The sequence below is a fragment of the Leptospira hartskeerlii genome, assembly GCF_002811475.1.
Classification (GTDB): Bacteria; Spirochaetota; Leptospiria; order Leptospirales; family Leptospiraceae; genus Leptospira_B; species Leptospira_B hartskeerlii.
In genome coordinates this window covers 226,273-243,286 of sequence record NZ_NPDL01000006.1, presented here as the reverse complement: position 1 = coordinate 243,286, position 17,014 = coordinate 226,273, and the positions used below count along the sequence as shown (strand labels likewise).

The 17,014-nt window shown below is 42.1% G+C and carries 14 protein-coding genes; 6 read left to right on the top strand and 8 right to left on the bottom strand.

Annotated elements, in window-relative coordinates; translation table 11 throughout:
• Positions 1–23: 23 nt before the first annotated feature.
• Positions 24–1,568, bottom strand: coding sequence for a hypothetical protein (locus CH352_RS12965; RefSeq protein ID WP_100707382.1), 1,545 nt, complete (start codon positions 1,566–1,568; stop codon positions 24–26).
• Between the two features lie 91 nt (positions 1,569–1,659).
• Between CH352_RS12965 and CH352_RS12955 the strand changes: the two genes are divergently transcribed.
• Positions 1,660–3,138 (top strand): hypothetical protein, encoded by a 1,479-nt coding sequence (locus CH352_RS12955; protein WP_165780190.1) that lies wholly within the window; start codon positions 1,660–1,662, stop codon positions 3,136–3,138.
• Here the strand turns inward: CH352_RS12955 and CH352_RS12950 are convergent.
• The 6 genes from CH352_RS12950 to CH352_RS12925 all read right to left on the bottom strand — a co-directional run bounded on the left by CH352_RS12950 (position 3,123) and on the right by CH352_RS12925 (position 9,583).
• Positions 3,123–4,568, bottom strand: a complete 1,446-nt coding sequence (locus CH352_RS12950) for an MBOAT family O-acyltransferase (RefSeq protein ID WP_100707383.1) — start codon at positions 4,566–4,568, stop codon at positions 3,123–3,125. The genes CH352_RS12955 and CH352_RS12950 overlap by 16 nt on opposite strands.
• A 99-nt stretch (positions 4,569–4,667) precedes the next feature.
• Positions 4,668–4,883 (bottom strand): hypothetical protein, encoded by a 216-nt coding sequence (locus tag CH352_RS12945; RefSeq protein WP_100707384.1) that lies wholly within the window; start codon positions 4,881–4,883, stop codon positions 4,668–4,670.
• Positions 4,884–5,693: 810 nt separating this feature from the next.
• Positions 5,694–6,068, bottom strand: coding sequence for a phosphatidylinositol phospholipase (locus tag CH352_RS12940; protein ID WP_207766704.1), 375 nt, complete (start codon positions 6,066–6,068; stop codon positions 5,694–5,696).
• A 5-nt stretch (positions 6,069–6,073) separates the two neighbouring features.
• A complete protein-coding gene (locus CH352_RS12935) occupies positions 6,074–7,039 on the bottom strand; it encodes a hypothetical protein (protein ID WP_243396366.1) in 966 nt (321 codons plus the stop codon).
• Between the two features lie 95 nt (positions 7,040–7,134).
• Positions 7,135–8,169: a hypothetical protein gene (locus tag CH352_RS12930; RefSeq protein ID WP_100707386.1), complete on the bottom strand. Its 1,035-nt coding sequence runs from the start codon at positions 8,167–8,169 to the stop codon at positions 7,135–7,137.
• Positions 8,170–8,173: 4 nt separating this feature from the next.
• Positions 8,174–9,583, bottom strand: a complete 1,410-nt coding sequence (locus CH352_RS12925; protein ID WP_243396367.1) for a helix-turn-helix domain-containing protein — start codon at positions 9,581–9,583, stop codon at positions 8,174–8,176.
• 218 nt (positions 9,584–9,801) lie between these two features.
• Between CH352_RS12925 and CH352_RS12920 the strand changes: the two genes are divergently transcribed.
• The 5 genes from CH352_RS12920 to metF all read left to right on the top strand — a co-directional run bounded on the left by CH352_RS12920 (position 9,802) and on the right by metF (position 16,108).
• Positions 9,802–10,554: a ParA family protein gene (locus tag CH352_RS12920; protein ID WP_100707387.1), complete on the top strand. Its 753-nt coding sequence runs from the start codon at positions 9,802–9,804 to the stop codon at positions 10,552–10,554.
• Positions 10,538–11,383, top strand: coding sequence for a ParB/RepB/Spo0J family partition protein (locus tag CH352_RS12915; protein WP_100707388.1), 846 nt, complete (start codon positions 10,538–10,540; stop codon positions 11,381–11,383). Before CH352_RS12920 ends, CH352_RS12915 begins: the two co-directional genes overlap by 17 nt.
• Before the next feature lie 387 nt (positions 11,384–11,770).
• A complete protein-coding gene (locus tag CH352_RS12900; protein WP_100707583.1) occupies positions 11,771–12,664 on the top strand; it encodes a helix-turn-helix domain-containing protein in 894 nt (297 codons plus the stop codon).
• A 21-nt stretch (positions 12,665–12,685) separates the two neighbouring features.
• On the top strand, positions 12,686–15,193 hold the full coding sequence (locus CH352_RS12895) for a discoidin domain-containing protein (RefSeq protein WP_100707390.1): 2,508 nt from the start codon (positions 12,686–12,688) through the stop codon (positions 15,191–15,193).
• Positions 15,194–15,226: 33 nt separating this feature from the next.
• The gene (gene metF / locus CH352_RS12890) at positions 15,227–16,108 is read left to right on the top strand and encodes a methylenetetrahydrofolate reductase [NAD(P)H] (protein WP_100707391.1); all 882 of its coding nucleotides are present in this window, start codon (positions 15,227–15,229) and stop codon (positions 16,106–16,108) included.
• On the opposite strand, the gene CH352_RS12885 is transcribed toward metF, so the two are convergent.
• The gene (locus CH352_RS12885) at positions 16,097–16,924 is read right to left on the bottom strand and encodes a 1,4-dihydroxy-6-naphtoate synthase (protein ID WP_165780191.1); all 828 of its coding nucleotides are present in this window, start codon (positions 16,922–16,924) and stop codon (positions 16,097–16,099) included. The genes metF and CH352_RS12885 overlap by 12 nt on opposite strands.
• Positions 16,925–17,014 lie beyond the last annotated feature (90 nt).

The window sequence follows — 17,014 nt, the reverse complement described above, 5'->3', positions numbered from 1 at the left end:
TTTTTTTCCAAGACCACGGACTGTCATTCGACAAATTTAGATATGAACGAAGCATACTTAGAATTCATCTTTTGAGTCCCTTTATACGTAAGATGATGGAAATCCCAAAAATCTGTCGAAGGCAACGCCCGACTTAGATCCACAAAATTGTCCCCGCCACCGCTAATCTCTTTCAGATAAAACAAATGCTCTTTATACCAATCAGAATCCCCATACCAGGAAAGGCTGACTGGGTTTTCAGGATTGTTTATTAAGAGAAATGGCAAATCCTTCTCTTTAAAAAAAGAAATGAGCTTCTTCATATAACGAAAATGAAGAATGGGTCGGAACTTCTCCTTTGCGATCTTCTTCTTAGAGTCCGCCAACACCTGAATGTACTGTAATCCCGGTCTTTTTTTTAGGTCTGTAAGAAGGCGAAAGTAAAAGTATTCTTCATATTCCTTATCGGACATCCCTAAAAAGCGTAGGTCTTCCAACCTTTCTTCTCTCACCGGTCTTCTGTCCAAAAGAGAGAGATCATCTTCTTTCCCGAAAATCTGCTGGAGCCTTACCCCAAGAATGTCCCGAGCCCAGTCCTTATGTTCCGGTCCCGCAAAATAAGGGATCCAAGTATTAGAAACTTCTGCTCGGATCCAGTTCTCCTTCTCCCCTTGATCCAAAAACCTGGAATCTAAAAGAATTTTTTTCCAACCAGGACTCTTAAACTCCAAGGTCTGCTTAACTGTATGAGAAGAATTTTCCAAATTCAGGATCAACTTTCCATCCTTCAGGACTTCTTCTACCACCTGGATATAAAAACCTTTGCGGGCCATATAAGGTTTAGGCTGAAAAGAAAAAACTTTCCCAGTCCAACCTCTAAAGGTCACCTTCTCCGGAATGTCCACGCCGTTATACTCTCTGAAGCTGGTGTTCCTACCAAAACGATGCTCATAAACAGAAGAGGAAATTTTCCAATAAACTTCCTTATAACGATAAGAACCGAAAATAGAAGCAGCTAGATATTCCGCACCTTTCTCCAATCCGATTAAATCCCAAAACTCAAAGAGACTTTCTAAAGGAAAAATGATCTTGGATTGGGGAGCGTCTCGAAAATCCAGAGCGTCCAGGATCAGTTTGGATTCTTCTGCGGTTTCATTCTTACCGTTTTTAGGATCCAGAACATAAGTCCTATACAATCTCCAATCCACAAAGTTCACCGGATACACGACAAGATCCGGAGATAAATTTAGGAATTGGTTTCTCATCAGATACGCATCCATAGGAGGCATACCCGCATAAGACAAAAAGATGACTTCCAGATCTTTCCCAGTGACCTTTCGAAGCTCTGCTTCTAAGTCTCTAGGATTAATAGAATAACCGGTAACGCTAGAACCTATTACTAAAACGCGGAATTTCTGCTTCGAAACTTTTTCGAAAGTTTTAAACTCATGTAAAAAATTATAAAAATAATCCGCTCCCCAGGAAGATTCGTTAGGCAAGAGCCAAAACGAGTATCGGAATAAGAAGAAATCTAAAAAAAGTACGGAGATAACAACGGAAAATAAGATCGTTAACTTGGAACGGGACACAGCTCCATAAACTGAAAGTAATTGCCTCTTTGTCCAGAAATTGTTTCGTTTTCTACTTTACCTAGGATGAGGCATTGGCCAGGATTCCCAAGTGGTTTGGCTCTGGACTTCTATAATTATTTTCCTAGCCTCACTTATATTCTCCCTATTTACTGCGCCTAAAGAAATCTTCTGGAATATAGAAGCCTTATATCTTCCTTCCGTGTTGATCGACGTGCTTCGTAACGGAGGCTCCTTAAGGACCTGGTCATTCGCACCCACACCTTATTTTTTTCCGGACCTACCGATCGTTTTTATATTCGGCTATATAACTGAGAATGTTTTCAGGACATTAACACTCTACGCGATTTTCCAAACCTCCTTACTTGCATATCTATTAGGAAAATTCATCCGTGCAATGGAGCCAAAAATGCCGAGGCCCCAAAGTTACGTGTTCAGCTTGCTTACACTTTCTTTCCTATTTCTGATCGCGGAAAAATTTCCATTATTGTATTTTTTATATTTTCCATCCGTACATATCAGCGCATTCCTCACAAGTCTATGGATCTGGCCATATTTAAAAAGGGAGAAGGTCCCGAAATATTCCATCTTCCCCCTGCTTTCCCTACTCACAGTTTCAGATAGGATCTTAATTTTAGAATTATATCTGCCCACTTTATTTGCCTGGACAAGAAGGTACGGTCGTTGGGGAATTTCTTTCCCATTAATCTCCATCCGATTTTTTGCCACAGGCTTAATCGGGCTCGGACTTCATTCATTCATAAAAATATTCTTAGCAATCAACTCACCCAATAAACTTTCTACACTCGAATCGATCTCACATTGGTGGAGTGATTTTTTCACAGCAATCCTAACCCTAAGACTTTCAGGGATCTTTCTCGCATTCGCAATTTTGGGCGGAATTTTATGCCTAAGAAAAGGAAAAGAATCCGGGCATAGTTACGGATTTTTAGGATATTTCCAGCTCAGCCTTTGCTTTTTACCACCTTTACTCGGGTTATATTCCGGCCAAAATTCGCTCAAATACAGCCTTCCTGCAATTGTGATGGTCCCTGTACTTTTTGGGATTTTACCTTCTATCAAAAATCAAAACTATCTAAGCCATTCTAGAAATTTTGCGTTTTTAGGACTGATATTCGGACTTGGGATATTTGCAGCATTCGGAGAAGGAGCGGGACAATTCAGAGATCCGAGAGAATCCATCCGACCACCTGAAACAATCTGCGTAGATGAATGGAAAGAAAAAGATTCTTTCGTTTTCGTACTCTCAGAACCGCGAAAAGCCAGACGAATACTCACATATTCCGAAAAAAGAGTCCTGGCTTATCCGATAGATTTCAGCACATTAGAAGGATCTTACTCAGTTTCTAACAAAGAATGGTTCCTATTCCCACCGGAAGGGCCGATCGCAGTCCTACCGGAAGGACTCGGAGAATCCAGGATCAAATCATTTTACGGGGAACCTACTCGCGTTTTAAATTGTGGATCAGGAATCGGAAAAATTTGGGTCTACGAAGAAAACGCAAAGATCAGGGATTATCTGCAAAGGCCTGTTCAAAAAACAAAATAAATAAACGGCTGAGATTCGGAAGAGAATATGGCCCCCAACAAAAATCCAACTCCTATCAAAAATCCAAAGAGTACCGGATGTAAACCTTCATAAAATTTACGAAAACTGCCGTCTTTCTCATCCCGATTCCCAATCCAAGTCGCGATAAAGAAAAGAAAGAATGCAATAAACAAAATACGCAAAGAAGAAAGTGCCGGATCCCCGCCGCTCGAAAACCGGAAAAGTTTTTCGAAAACGATCCCTGTAGTCTTCCAATTCGGAGATCTGAAAAATACCCAACAAAGAACCACGCCAAAGATCACAAAGGTCCGATAGAAAAATTTAGCTAAAATCCCAGATCCGTTTTCAAGGGAGAAGAAACCGGGCCAAAACTTTTTACCCAATCTTTCTAAACCCAAAAAAATACCATGGAACCCTCCCCAGACCACAAAATTCCAACTCGCCCCATGCCATAGACCGCCTAAAAGCATGGTCAAAAATAGATTCACATAAGTTCTTAGTTCGGATTTACGATTACCACCCAAAGGAATATACAAATAGTTCCTAAGCCAAGAAGAAAGAGAGATATGCCATCTTCGCCAAAAATCGGAAAACCCGGAAGCGAGATAAGGCATCTTAAAATTTTCAGTCAATCTGAAGCCAAGAAGAAGAGCACAACCCAAAGCGATATCGGTGTATCCGCTAAAATCACAATAAATTTGAAGAGAATATGCAAAAATTGCTGCCCATGCATAGGCACTGGAAAACTCTAAAGGAGAGCGATAAAAAGAATCAGGCAAGATCGAAAGTTGATCTGCGATCACTACTTTCTTCCAAACGCCGATCAAAACCAAAAGTAGACCTTCTCTAAGTGGGAGTTCCTTCCATGCCACCCAGCTTCTAAGTTGGGGCAAAAAAGTTTTGGCCGGAACGATAGGCCCCGCAACCAACTGAGGAAAGAAGGAAAGAAAGAGAGCATAGTTCCAAAAATTTTTCTCAGGCAGAATTTCTCTCCTGAACACATCGATCGTGTAACTTAGGGACTGAAAAGTGTAAAAAGAGATACCTACAGGAAGCACAATGCGCCATACAGGAAGACTTGAATTTAGCCCAAATGCCGATAATACGGCATTTCCCGACTGCATAAAGAAAAAGAAATATTTAAAAAAGGCCAAAACTCCAAGATTCAAAACCAGAGAGATAGAAAGCAAGATAGCACGCGACCTACCTTCTTTTTGATCCATGAATCTCCCGATCCAATAATCCAGAATACTTGTTCCGAAAAGAAGGAGCCCAAACTTAGGATTCCAAGACATATAGAAGAAATAGCTTCCTACCAACAAAAATGGCTTCGGGACCCATTCTGGAAGAAATTTCAACCTGGGGAGGGTCCATCTTAGCCCAAATATAAGCAAAAAGAAAAATAAAAATAGAGGTGTAGCAAAATTCATTACTTAATTTTAAGCAATAACTGAAAACATAGGAGGCAGCTCATTCATAATCATATTATTGATTATTTATAATCCCAATATACACTAATAAAAAGCAATTTAAATGGTCCATTTGCAACGAACCCCGCAATTAGGACAATCTGCGGTGATTTCCGCCTTTACTCTCTTTCCTTTGGGAGTCTCGATCTTCCCGATAGCCACAAATTCAAAGTTTACGCCCTCAGGGACGTAATGCCCGCCTCCATATTTAGCGGAGCCTTCGATTAAATTTGAGCAGGCGTGGCATTTTACTCTCAATTTGATTACTTCGGCCATTGGAAGAGGATCTATGAAGCATCCTCCTTTCGCAAGAAGAAAGCTATATAGGCCTGCCAAAACCTCATGGGGGTGTAAATTTTATACACATGACTTTATGACATAAATACAGGGGCCTATAGCTCTTGTCTCCGAACAAAAAGGGGAATCAAACTCCTTTCTCTGAAATTTTAATAAAAAAGGAAGAAAGGCAGGGAGTTCGTTCATTTGCTGCCCAGGGATCGACAGCTTGGTCGAAATGGAGGCAATAAACAGTCCGAATATGGAGCCCAAAGTCTTACAAATCGCAACGTAAAGGCGAATATCGAACCCTGGAGAGGGAATTCTTGCCTTTTTCAGATGCATTACCCAGAGGCAATTTGGATCACTTTACGCCAATTCTTGCCCCTTTCGCACCTACCTCTCTAGTTAAATTAAACGCTCGTTTTTGGGCAGCACCGTATTCACCAAGGAGGCCAAGCTAACTTCCCGACTACAATAGACTGTCGGATTTCTGGGCTTACGGAAGGCCCGATCTACAACTGAATCCTATCGCTTCTCTTACGGTAGATCCTTTCCCGTTTTTCGCAATTGCGCCCATTACGCAATCTGCAAATACCCCCAAGCCGTTTCTGGCAAATAATCATTTTTCTTGCTTATGATTAGGCACTTATGTAAAAGCCAAAATCCAGGCAGCAAGAGACGATTTTTAGGCAATGCCCGCCTATTTATGCGAACATCCGCCCATATACGGGTATTTGAGTAGGAATACTGCCCTTCTTTGGAAAGTGGATTTTGGCCCTGTGCGCAGCACAGGGAAGTTTTGTGAATTTAGGCTCTTTTGCGAGCGGGGACTTGTTTTTTAGCTGGAGCGGATTTTTTAGGAGCAGTTAACTTCTTTTTATCTTTTTTTGAATCGATAGCGCTTGCATCGAAATTTACATCCAGTCCCATCTTCTTATTTCGTTTCACCATATATACGAAATGCCTAACATATTGGGCATAGGGCTCAGGCACAGATTTAGGATCAAAGTCCAAAGGATTTTCTAAAAGAGAACGAACCACCGCTTGGTTTAGATCTTCTTTGCTAGTGACCATAAGAGTCTCTAATCTGCGAAGAATTTCGTGATCGTTTACCTCACTAGTGACTTTCTTCATCGCATTCAGAAGCCTCTGAAAAGAGGTTCGTTTGATCTTCACGGCCATATTTGTTACGTTAGAATTTCTGGGGTCGGACGACCAGAAGAAAATTTATGAGAGTCTCGTCCCGCGTAGATAGGACCTTTTTGAGTAATGATTGCAGTTTTTAGTTTAGAATCCTGAGCCCCTCTTGTTTCTGGGAAGGATCCGATAGTTACTATTTGGTGTCCGACAAACTCCCCTATTTCCAACCCTTGGCTTAGGTCTGCCCAGGAGAAGATCAGGTTTTCAGCTGATTCTCCAAAAACCCAGGTAATGTCCCCTATTTGATTGGATTCTAAGCTTAATCTCGATCCAAGCGCATTCTCTGCGGCTTTCCCTAAATCCGCCATTTTAGCGGTAGGAACTCCAGACCCCAAGAGCAGATTTCTTTGATCTTCGACAGAACAGGCCGACTCGGCTGCGGAGCCTTCTCCACTTAAATATAGGGAAAACACACCCGCACATCCGGACACCGCGTACGCATAAGAAACCCCTCCGACTGGAGAAGTCTCATGGTCTCGATTTCGTCCTTGGACTTGGGGCAATGGTAGGAACTCCTGACCAATGAACTGTCCGACATTCATATTTGGTAATAAAACATTCAGACCAAGAAGACAATCTTGAGAGAGGATCGATGACTCTGAAAAAATTTCAGAAGTCGATTCTCGATTTTGGATCCCAAGTTCAGAGTTAGGGTCTTTCTCCTTCTCCGCTTTTTGATGCGAAGAAATTTTTGCGACTCTGGTAGGAACAACATCATCAGCCAAAAGAGAATCTAAATCCGGAAAGTCAGACAATCTTTCTTCTTCAGAATAAGAAATTCCTTCAGCGAGCACCTGATCCACTTCTTCTTGGTAGATAGATTTTAATTCTTCCGAAATGGACTCTTCTGCCTCGGACATATTTTGAGAAGAAAGTCCTGAGTCAGGACCCTCTTCTGCGAAGGCAGAACTCGAGCCCAAAGCCAGGGAGGCAATAAGCAAGAATTGTGCCAAAAAACTATGTCTCATTCGAAAAAACATGACAGTATAGCCCATTTTTAGCCATTTTTGAGGGAAATGGAAGCTTTTTTTACCGTTTTTCTAGGATTTTAAGCGATCTTTCTGAACAGCCTCTTGGCTCGGAGCTTCCATTCCCAAAGCACAATTTCCTGTTCTTTGTTCTCCGCTCTGTCCTGCTCTTTTTCCAAAAGTGCATAAACCATGCTCGCGATATCTTTCGAAAACCCTTTCTCTAATTCTGCTTCGAACTCTTTTTCTTTCGTTTCTAAAATTAAACCTGCAAGTCGGAAGCCTTCGTCTAAATTTTTTAATTTAGGGGCCCAGCCTTTCAGCTCTTCTTTATTGTCATCGTTTCGGATCATTACATCTAAGAAGGTCCGGATGAATGCGACTTCTTCCGACTTCAATGTGAATTCCAAAAGTAATTGTTTAACTTTTTCCAGCTCCATTTTTCTGAGATGGATCCTGGCCAAGAAGACCGGATTTTTGGAGTGCATGTTCAGGTTGCCCTTCTCCAATAGATCCGTGGCCCTGACTTTGTTGAAATCCACAATGCTGGATTCTTCCCTCAGGCTTTTTTCCAGCTCCTCTTTTCCGGCGGGCGGTTTTTCCCCCACTGCTCCGATCTTTTGGGCCACCTTTCTTTTGATGATCAGCATGTTCAAGGAAGGGAACCTGATTTTCAGGGCTACCAATTCTTGGCGCGGGAACTCCTCATCCAAAACAAGGTGATGCATTTCTACACCTTCTTCTCTGGCTCTGAGCAGACTGTCCACTCGGTCGTAATGATAGATGATTATTGGCAGAATATCGCATTCACTTCCACTGTTTAGGAAGATAGTCCGAACTTCGTTTCCGGAACTAGAATGCTGGTACGGGATCACTAGTTTCCCCTGCTTTACGTTTACAAAACTTAGTTCACCTAACCTAAAATGGGAAAGGTCAAAATCCTCTCCTAAAAATGCGATTCTTGGAACCGGAACCACGATGGACTGGTTTCTGGCTCCTTTCGGGACTTCTGGGCCCTTGGCAGTGAAAACTACGTACGTCATTTTTCCCAGGCGGACTTTTACTAAAAATCCGGCCGGAGTTTTTCTTTCTTCGTATAAGGAATCTAATTCCAAAATTTTAACCCAAACCTAGGTTTTTTAATTTATATTGCAAAGAACCCCTGGAAATTCCCAAGGCCTTTGCCATTCGTATTTGGTTACCGCCGAACAATTTATCCGCTAAAAGAATTTTTTGGCGTTCCACGGCTTCCACTGCTTTTCGCAAATCCAGGTCCTCCGGATCCGGAAGAGAAATCCCTTTTGAACCTTCTTTTTTAAGATCGGAATTTCGGATCTCCCCCGAGCCGGAATTTAAAACTGCTTCTTCAATTGCATTCCGAAGGTCCTCTAAATTTTGGCAGGAAATTCCTTCCACCAAAGATTCGATCGCATCCTCGGAAAGTGCTAAATCAGGGCGGCCATGTAACTCGCAGACCTCTTGGAAAATCGGTTGGACCGCCGCTATTTTATCCGATTTTGACCAGTCTTTCCAGACAGGTAATTCTAACCTATTTTCGGCCAAAAGAGAACGAAAATATAAGAACTCTTCAGTTGATTTTTTACCTGAGTTTTCTAAAAAAATGAGACGGGATTTTCTGGACTTTCTTTGAGAATATTCGAACAAGATCCTCTGTTGTGCCAAAGAATAGTTCTCTGAATTTTCTAAAATTAGGGTCCCTGATTCGGCCATTTTTTCCCAATCGGTCAGAGCCTTTTCCAACTTGGATGCCTGCTCCGGAAGGAGCGAAACCGTTAAAATTGGCCTGCCAGGAAATTCCTTTTTTTGGATCCATTTTGCTAAGGTTTTTTTTCCGGAAGATGCAGGACCGGAAATACAAATGCTCTTGGATTCTTTGAATTTCTCCAATTGGGAACTTTTCCCATTTCCCAATCTAAAAAGAAGCTCTCCCAAAGGATCGGAACCAATCTCCTCGGAAGCTCGATAAATGGTAGAAGGTTCCGATTCTTTTTTCAAAAGACGAGCAACCTTCTGGCAGAGTAAATGTAAGAGTAAAATTTGTTTTTCTTCGGCTTGGTTCGGAAGTTCTATCAGAAAGAATCCGAACATTCTACCTTCCAGTAAAACGGGGGACAATAAACATCCCAGTGAATCATCTCGAAACAGCTCCACTTCTTCCGATCTATGCAAAAAGAATGGAGATTTACTTCCTTCCAAACGGCTTCGAATCTGGGAACCCTTAGTTAAGAAAGGATAGAAGAATCCATCTTCCCCATACCCCCAAGAGCCCGCCTCCTCTAAGGAAGAAGGGTCCGATTCGGAGACTAAAGTAGCAAGTCCAGCCAGGCCATCGATTAATCTTAAACATTCCGGAAAGGCAAGAGGCAGCAGTATCCTAAGTTCTTTAGGATTTGGATTCCCCCATATAAATTCTTCCGGAGCGGATAGCATAGAAGGGAAAATGTTTAAAATTAAGCATGGTGTCAACCATGTACCTGGACTTTCTTTCGAATGTCGGACGTCCGACATTTGGGTTCGATTTTTCTGCAATTTTCTGAAAATTTAAGAATTAGTTTGAATGCTTCTCCCCTTCTTCTTACATGGAAATATAGTGTTGGCTTCGGTCCCGGAGTTGACTTTTTAATTTTTATTTTTGTTTAAATTCTCCTCTTTATTCTCTCGATTTCGTATGGGAGATATAAGGACGGGATGTCGGACATCCGACAATTGAGATACAAGGGAACAGAATGATTGTAGTATCCATCGCAAACCAAAAGGGAGGAGAAGGTAAAACCACTACCTCCCTGAATTTAGCCTGGGGTCTCGCCAGAAGAGGTAAAAAAACTCTGCTGATCGATATAGATCCTCAGGCAAATTCTACAGGGATTTTCCTGAATCCGGAAGGGCTGGATAAATCCATGCATAATATTTTCCAGTCCAAGGCGAAAATTAGAGAAGTTATGGTAAAGACCGAAGTGGAGAATCTGAACATCGCTCCTTCTCGCCTGACCCTCGCGGAAGCAGAAACAATCGCAGCAATTGTAGATGCCCCCTATATTTTAAGAGACGCTCTTGCGGATCTGGAAAAGGAAATAGATTTTTGCGTGATCGATTGCCCTCCTAGCCTTTCCATTTTTACAATCAATGCTCTTGTTGCTTCCAACTATGTGATCATTCCTTTGCAGGCGGAAAAGTTTTCCGTAGATGGAATTTTAGGACTACAGCAAACAATCACTAGCATTAAAAAAAGGATCAATCCTAGCTTGGAAATCATGGGCGCCTTGGTTACTCAGCTCAAGCCTCAGACACTTCTTACTAAAACGATCATTCCGGTTCTTACCAAATATTTCAGAATTTTTGATAATAGCATCTCGGACGGGGTGGCAGTGGGAGAATCTCACCTAGCAAGAAAGTCAGTCTACGAATACAATAAGTCTAGCCGCCAGGCACAAGAATACGAAGGCTTCATTGAGGAATTTTTGAATGAGCTCAAAAAGTAAAAGATTAGGCTCTCTCGCAGATGTTTTCCAAGCCGAAAAATTAGAAGGTACGATCCGCAAGATCCGCTTGGATAAGATCCGTCCTTCTGAAAGTCAGCCTAGACAAGAGAGAAAAAAAGGTGTAGAAGAACTTGCCCAAAGTTTGGACAGGGACGGACTTCTTCAACCTATCCTAGTCACCAAAAAAGCGGACGAAGAATTTTATACGATCATCGCCGGAGAGAGAAGATTCCATGCAGCGAGTCTTCTCAAATGGCCGGAAGTAGAATGTAAAATTTTAGACAAGGATGCAAAGGAAACTTTCCGCCTAGCAATCATAGAAAACCTACAGAGAGAAAATTTATCTCCTTATGAAGAGATAGAGGCCATGACCCATCTCAAAACTTCTTTCTCTTATACTGATCTGGAGTTAGGAAATCTATTCGGAAAAAGTAGAAGTTATATGACTGAACTTTTGGGAATTTCCTCTCTTTCCAAAGAGGATCTAAAGGTTTGTAAAGAAGCAGGAATAGAATCCAAAAACCTTTTAGTGCAAGCAGCCTCTGCGGCCAAAAAAGGTACTCTAAAAGATTTTCTAGAAAAATTCAATTCAGGCGAACTGAAGACTGTAAAAGACGCAAAAACTTTTAACAGAGCAGAAGAAGGCGGATTATTCTCCCCCGCACAGATTGGGACTAAACTATCTCCAGAAAAACCGTTAGTTTCTCTCTATCCTTATAAGATCGTAAAAAAAGGCACAAGCGTCATCATCTCTACCGAAGACGAAGAGTTTCTTTCGGAACTTCACAAGTTCATTAAGAAAGAAATTTCCAAAAAATTCGGAAAATAAGATCCAAAACCGAAACATAAAATCGAATAACATTCGTTGTTAAACGAAATAAAACAGTACAAACATGTACTTAGCAAAAGATTTTATGGGACTGGGGCTGAAAAAATCGGGAATGAGTTGACGGAGCTGAAAAACGCCCCAATATGTGACATAATATTCTAAACGGAAATGTAGTACTTTCTCCCAACCCGGAAGAGAGAAGGAAGAAACATTGCCGTCGGTCTGAGATAAAAAAACTCCCCTGGTTTGCCCAGGGGCCGGACCTTCCCGAAGGAATGTTGTTGGATGAGACATAAGTAACCTTATGTCGGATAAATGTCAACTACCTTCGAACCTTTTTGCTTAAAATTAATTTTTTTGCCTCCGGGGCAAAAGAGGATCCAAGGTATGGGCGAGTATTTTCCATATATAAAATTCCTCTCGGATATCATAGATTCCGGGGTTTGGGCCACTTTATCCCCAGCCGCGAAGACTCTTTATCTCGTTCTGCTTAAATTTAGTGACCAGACCTTTAAGCCTGTCTGGCCTAGTAATGAAAGTTTGATCCGACTTACAGGATTAAAGACTAAAAAATCTATTAACGAAGGAAAGAAAGACCTAGTAAGGGCGGGCCTTCTACAATTTGTTCCTGGGACCGGGCATAAGAATTCCACCTATTATTTTTGCTTCAATTACCCCGGTTCTAAAATTCCACCCCAGGGGGTTATTTTTGGAAACCCCGGAGGGGGAATTGGAGCGCCCTCAGGGGTGTTGACAGGTAGCCCGGAGGGGGGTCAAACTGGAAACCCAAACAATATAAATATAACCATCCATAATACCCAAAACCAAAAACCTAGTTTGGAAAAGAAGGAATTGAGTTTAGATTCTTTAAAAGAACGATACGGAGACGGGATACTTTCTGAAGCAATGGGAATTGCAAATACACAAGGACTAGGGGAAAATTTACATTATATTCGAGGTATTTGTAAAAATCTGTCCGGAACGAAGCGGCCGAATTTTGAGCATACCTCCCCTGTCCAGTCTCAAGGCTCCGGACATTCTTCGGGAAAAGAAGCTTCTTGGATTGGATTTCTGGAATGGTGTAAGGGAAATCTTTCTAGAAGTAGCGTAGAAGTATTGGAGAAAGTTCAGGTGGAACCGGACGGTAAGACTCTTTTGGTCAAGGATCCACTTCCTGAGACACTTAGGATGATCATTACAAAGTACTTCACAGACAAAATCCACCCCTCGATACTGGTTATATTTTCTGCAAAAGCCGAAGAAAACCGGGTACATGTTTAAAAGGACCACGTTAAAGCTCTTATGAATGAAGAATCCATCCGGATCAGCCATCCTCGACAAGTTAAAGTAAACGAAATTAAGACTAAGGGTACGTTCGAATTTAAGGAAGGAGGACTTCGTTCTTATTCCGAACAATTGGATCATCCTGGTGTTGGGGTTTTAACTTTAGTTTTAAATCCGGGCTCTAGTTTTAATCAGATCAAGTTGCATCAGTCGGAACAATCCGGCACATTCTTCCCTGACTCTTTTAAATTCGAAATTTCTTTGGATGGAAAAGTTTGGGAACCGATCCTTCAAGAAACAGGTTTCAGAAGGTTGAATAAAAGAGTGGGACAGTGGAACTTTTCCTTGGTCCGCGCTAACTTTCTAAAATTGGTCAGTAAGGTTTCTGAAAAAGAAGGAGCTAAATTTAAAGTTTCTATCGGAGCGTTGGAAGTTGGCATCTCTGGAGTTACTAAATTAGAAGTGAGTTCCGAGAAAGATAGATTTTGGGTAAAAGAAAATCTGATCGATGAAAGGCCCGACTACGGCTGGTCTTCTATAGAATCGAATCAGCCAAAGGAAGAATTTTTCCTAATGGATCTTGGCTCTATTAGTAGAGTGAATGAGCTGAGAGTTCTTTCGCCGAAAGACGGTCACTTACATTTTCCGGAAACTTTTACGGTATATTATAGTGAGGATGATCTGACCTGGAACCAACTTTTGGAAGAGAATCAATTCTTGTCCGAGTTGGGGACTTGGTATCAATGGAGATTTTTACCTACGAATATTCGCTTCTTGAAATTCGTTTCTCGCCCTCGCAAGATCCAGAACAAAGAAAAATATTCCGCAAGCATCGTAGAAGTAGAATTATACGCGGCTCCATACTTAAGCGAGCTGACCCATAAACCTACTGCAGAGCCACTTCCCTACGCAACTGTTCTTAGATCCGGTTTGGTCCGACTTGCGATTGATGGAGAAACTTCTGAAGGTGCCGCAGTTCAGGCAAATGACAGAAGGTTAAGAGACGGCTCTACCGAGTATAAGGGTATCGTAGAACTTGCTTCCGATGGAGAAGAAAAAGAAGGTGTTGTTGTCCAAGGTAACGACAGAAGATTAAAACATTCTACCGAGGCCTCTTATGGTTTGGTGCGACTTGCTGCGAACGGCGAAAATCGGGCAGATAGAGTCGTGCAAGGAAATGATGATCGTTTGAAACCTTCTTCTACCCAAAGTTTTGGTATTGTTGAACTTGCGGAGAATGGTGAGACCAAAGAAGGCACTGTTGTTCAGGGGAATGACGATCGTTTGAAACATGCAACGAACCAAAAATTCGGTTTAGTTCAATTAGCGCCGCCTGGAGACGCAAGTCCTGGAAAAGTGGTCACTTCTGATGATCCTAGACTAAGACATGCTACTACAGAAAGTTCCGGTATTTTAAGATTCGCTTCTAATGGAGAAGAATCTGCAGATGCTGCAGTTCAGGGAAATGATAAGAGATTAAAAATTTCTACTCCTCAGTCTTATGGGATTGTGAAGCTGGCTCGTTCCGGTGAAGCAAAAGAAGGTGCAGTTGTCCAAGGTGATGACGAAAGGTTGCGTAACGCTAGTACCGAATATCCTGGTATAGTGACTGTTGCGCCCAAAGGAAAGTCCATCCCTGGTCATGTAGTTTCTTCGGATGATCCTAGATTGTCGGATGCAAGACAGCCTCTTCCGCACGCTCATGATTACGCTCCTAAAGAGCACGATTTCAGTTCTCATACTGGATATTTGAGACTGAAGGGTTCTGTAGAAGCGCCTTATGCAAATATTTCCCCTCCTCCTGAAAATGCGGGACTTGCTTACGCAAGAAACGAGAGCGAGAAAGGAGCAGGTATCGTAGGTTCCGGTAGATTCTCCGGGATCTTAGGTTTTGGAGAAAAATTCGGAGTTCGCGGAGATAGCGCTTCCGGCGAAAAAGAATCCGCAGGTATTTTAGGTCTGGCCAAAAGAGGATTCGGTGGATGGTTCCATTCTAGATCCGGCCATGCAGTATATGCAAGCGGGAAAGGGATTCCAAGTCTGAACGAAACAGGCTCAGGCAAAGCGATTTTGGCAGAAGGAGATTCCGATTTTCTGGGAACAGTATATCTCCAAACAGGAAAAGGTACGGATTGTATCGCTAAATTTTTTCCTGTTCAGTCTTCTGATGTGATTGCGGAAGGAGATCTTCTTGCCATGGGAGAAGATGGTAAACTTCATAAATCCAGACAACCAAACGCTACGAATATCGTAGGAGTCGCGGTTAAGTCTGCAGCATTAGTTTTGGGAGACAAACCGCAAGCGGAAGGACAATGGCTGGTTGCAATTGCAGGAGTGGTCCTTGCGAATGTAGAGGCTCAATCTTATCCTGTGCAACCCGGAGACCTATTATGTTCTGGTCTAACCGGAGGCCATGCGGTCAGAATCGCTCCTGAAAATTTAAAGCCTGGTGCGCTTGTGGCAAAATCTCTGGGCTTACAAAGAAACGGTAGAGGACCAATCCAAGTCCTACTCTGCTGTAGTTGAAAAATTCCCCGTATTTTGCGGGGAAAGGTTAGAATGAAAAAGATATTAGAAATTTATAAAACGGCAAAAACGCCGGTGTACTCTTTCGAGTTTTTCCCTCCTAAAACTCCGGAAGGAGAAGTGAAGTTATTTGAAGCTGTGGAAGAATTATCCAAGGTAGATCCTGGTTATATCACTGTGACTTACGGTGCTGGTGGTTCTACTCGAGATAAAACGATCCGAATTACTTCCGAATTAGCTAAAAAATTCTCTCTTCCTGCGGCGGCTCATTTTACCTGTGTGGGCGGAAACAAGGACGAGATCAGAGTTATTTTAAAACAGATCCGGGAGTCTGGGATTGAAAACCTAATGGCACTCCGAGGAGATCCTCCTAAGGGAGAAGAGGCTTTCAAGAAGGTAGAAGGTGGATTCAGTCATGCAAGCGAGCTTATCTCTTTTATAAAAGCAGAAGGTTTCGATTTTTGTATGGGAGCTGCTTGTTATCCGGAAAAACATCCGGAAGCTGCAAGTTTAGAATCCGATGTGGACAATCTAAAACGCAAAGTGGATTCAGGTGCTTCTTACCTGGTGTCTCAATTGTTTTTTAAAAATTCAAATTTCGAATCTTTCTTAAATCTGATCCGCAAAAAAGGGATCAATGTGCCTGTGATCCCTGGGATCATGCCAATCACTTCTTTTGCTCAAATTGAAAGATTTAAGGCAATGGCTGCCTGTGAATTTCCTGAAAAACTAGTTTCCGATCTGGAAGAAGTGAAGGACCAGCCGCAAGAATTTTATAAAAGAAGTACCAATTTCTCAGTAAGCCAATGCCGCGAGCTGGTCAAGATGGGAGCGCCCGGAATTCATCTTTATACTTTGAACCAATCTCCTGCGAGTTTGGATATAGTTAGAGAACTCAAAAAACTAAAGGAATAAGTCCTTCTCTTTTTCCGGAGGAAGTAATCCTGTTTCTAGGGCTTTTTGCTGTAATAAGCGGATGGCCCTTTCTCCTTCCTTTCCTAAACTTTTAGAAAATTCATTCACATAAAGATCTATATGTGCATCCGCCACTTCTCTTGTTGTGGTTTGAGAATGTTTTAAAATATAATCGTACATACTTTCTCTGTTTTGGTATGCAAGAGAAAGACTTTCCTTAATCGCCGAATCTAAGTCATGTTTTGTTTGGGAAGGAAGATCTCTGCGGATTGCGATACATCCAAGTGGAATATGTGCGCCTGTTGTGCCTTCCCACCATTCTCCTAAATCTTCTACTTTGGAGAGACCTCTTGCTTCGTAAGTGAATCTTTCTTCATGGATGACTATTCCGAAGTCAGCTTCTCCATTTTTTACTTTGTCAAGGATCAGGTCATAGCGTGTAGGAACTGGTGTAAAATCCCCTTTTAAATATAGATGTGTGAGTAAGTTTGCAGTGGTCCAGAGCCCCGGGACCAAAATTTTTTTCCTGTTGGGAGTTCCTACAGAAGAACCCGCTTTTTTTATGATGATCGGGCCGCAGTTCCTACCGAGTGCTGATCCGCTGTCCAAAAGAGAATAATTGTCTGCAACTTGGAACAACGCTGCGAATGAAATTTTCGTGGCTTGGAATTTTCCTTTGTTTGCGAATTGGTTCAGTTGTTCCACATCGTATAGTTCTTCTTTTACGGAAAATGGTGCTTTGGTTTTTCCGGAGATGAGATGATAGAAGATGAATGTGTCGTTCGGACAGGGAGAATATGCCAGACTGAGTTCCATTCTTCCAGGCAATCAGTTTTGATTCTTTTGAAAACGAAAAAAGGAGGTGGAAGGAACTCCTGCCCTTAGGTCTATTGGAAAAGATGTAGG

Bases quoted from the DNA above. Each gene is read 5' to 3' on its own strand.
- CH352_RS12885 (WP_165780191.1), bottom strand. From the start codon at position 16,924: ATGGAACTCAGTCTGGCATATTCTCCCTGTCCGAACGACACATTCATC.
- CH352_RS12940 (WP_207766704.1), bottom strand. From the start codon at position 6,068: ATGGCCGTGAAGATCAAACGAACCTCTTTTCAGAGGCTTCTGAATGCG.
- metF (WP_100707391.1), top strand. From the start codon at position 15,227: ATGAAAAAGATATTAGAAATTTATAAAACGGCAAAAACGCCGGTGTAC.
- CH352_RS12895 (WP_100707390.1), top strand. From the start codon at position 12,686: ATGAATGAAGAATCCATCCGGATCAGCCATCCTCGACAAGTTAAAGTA.
- CH352_RS12900 (WP_100707583.1), top strand. From the start codon at position 11,771: ATGGGCGAGTATTTTCCATATATAAAATTCCTCTCGGATATCATAGAT.
- CH352_RS12920 (WP_100707387.1), top strand. From the start codon at position 9,802: ATGATTGTAGTATCCATCGCAAACCAAAAGGGAGGAGAAGGTAAAACC.
- CH352_RS12945 (WP_100707384.1), bottom strand. From the start codon at position 4,883: ATGGCCGAAGTAATCAAATTGAGAGTAAAATGCCACGCCTGCTCAAAT.
- CH352_RS12950 (WP_100707383.1), bottom strand. From the start codon at position 4,568: ATGAATTTTGCTACACCTCTATTTTTATTTTTCTTTTTGCTTATATTT.
- CH352_RS12915 (WP_100707388.1), top strand. From the start codon at position 10,538: ATGAGCTCAAAAAGTAAAAGATTAGGCTCTCTCGCAGATGTTTTCCAA.
- CH352_RS12925 (WP_243396367.1), bottom strand. From the start codon at position 9,583: ATGTCGGACGTCCGACATTCGAAAGAAAGTCCAGGTACATGGTTGACA.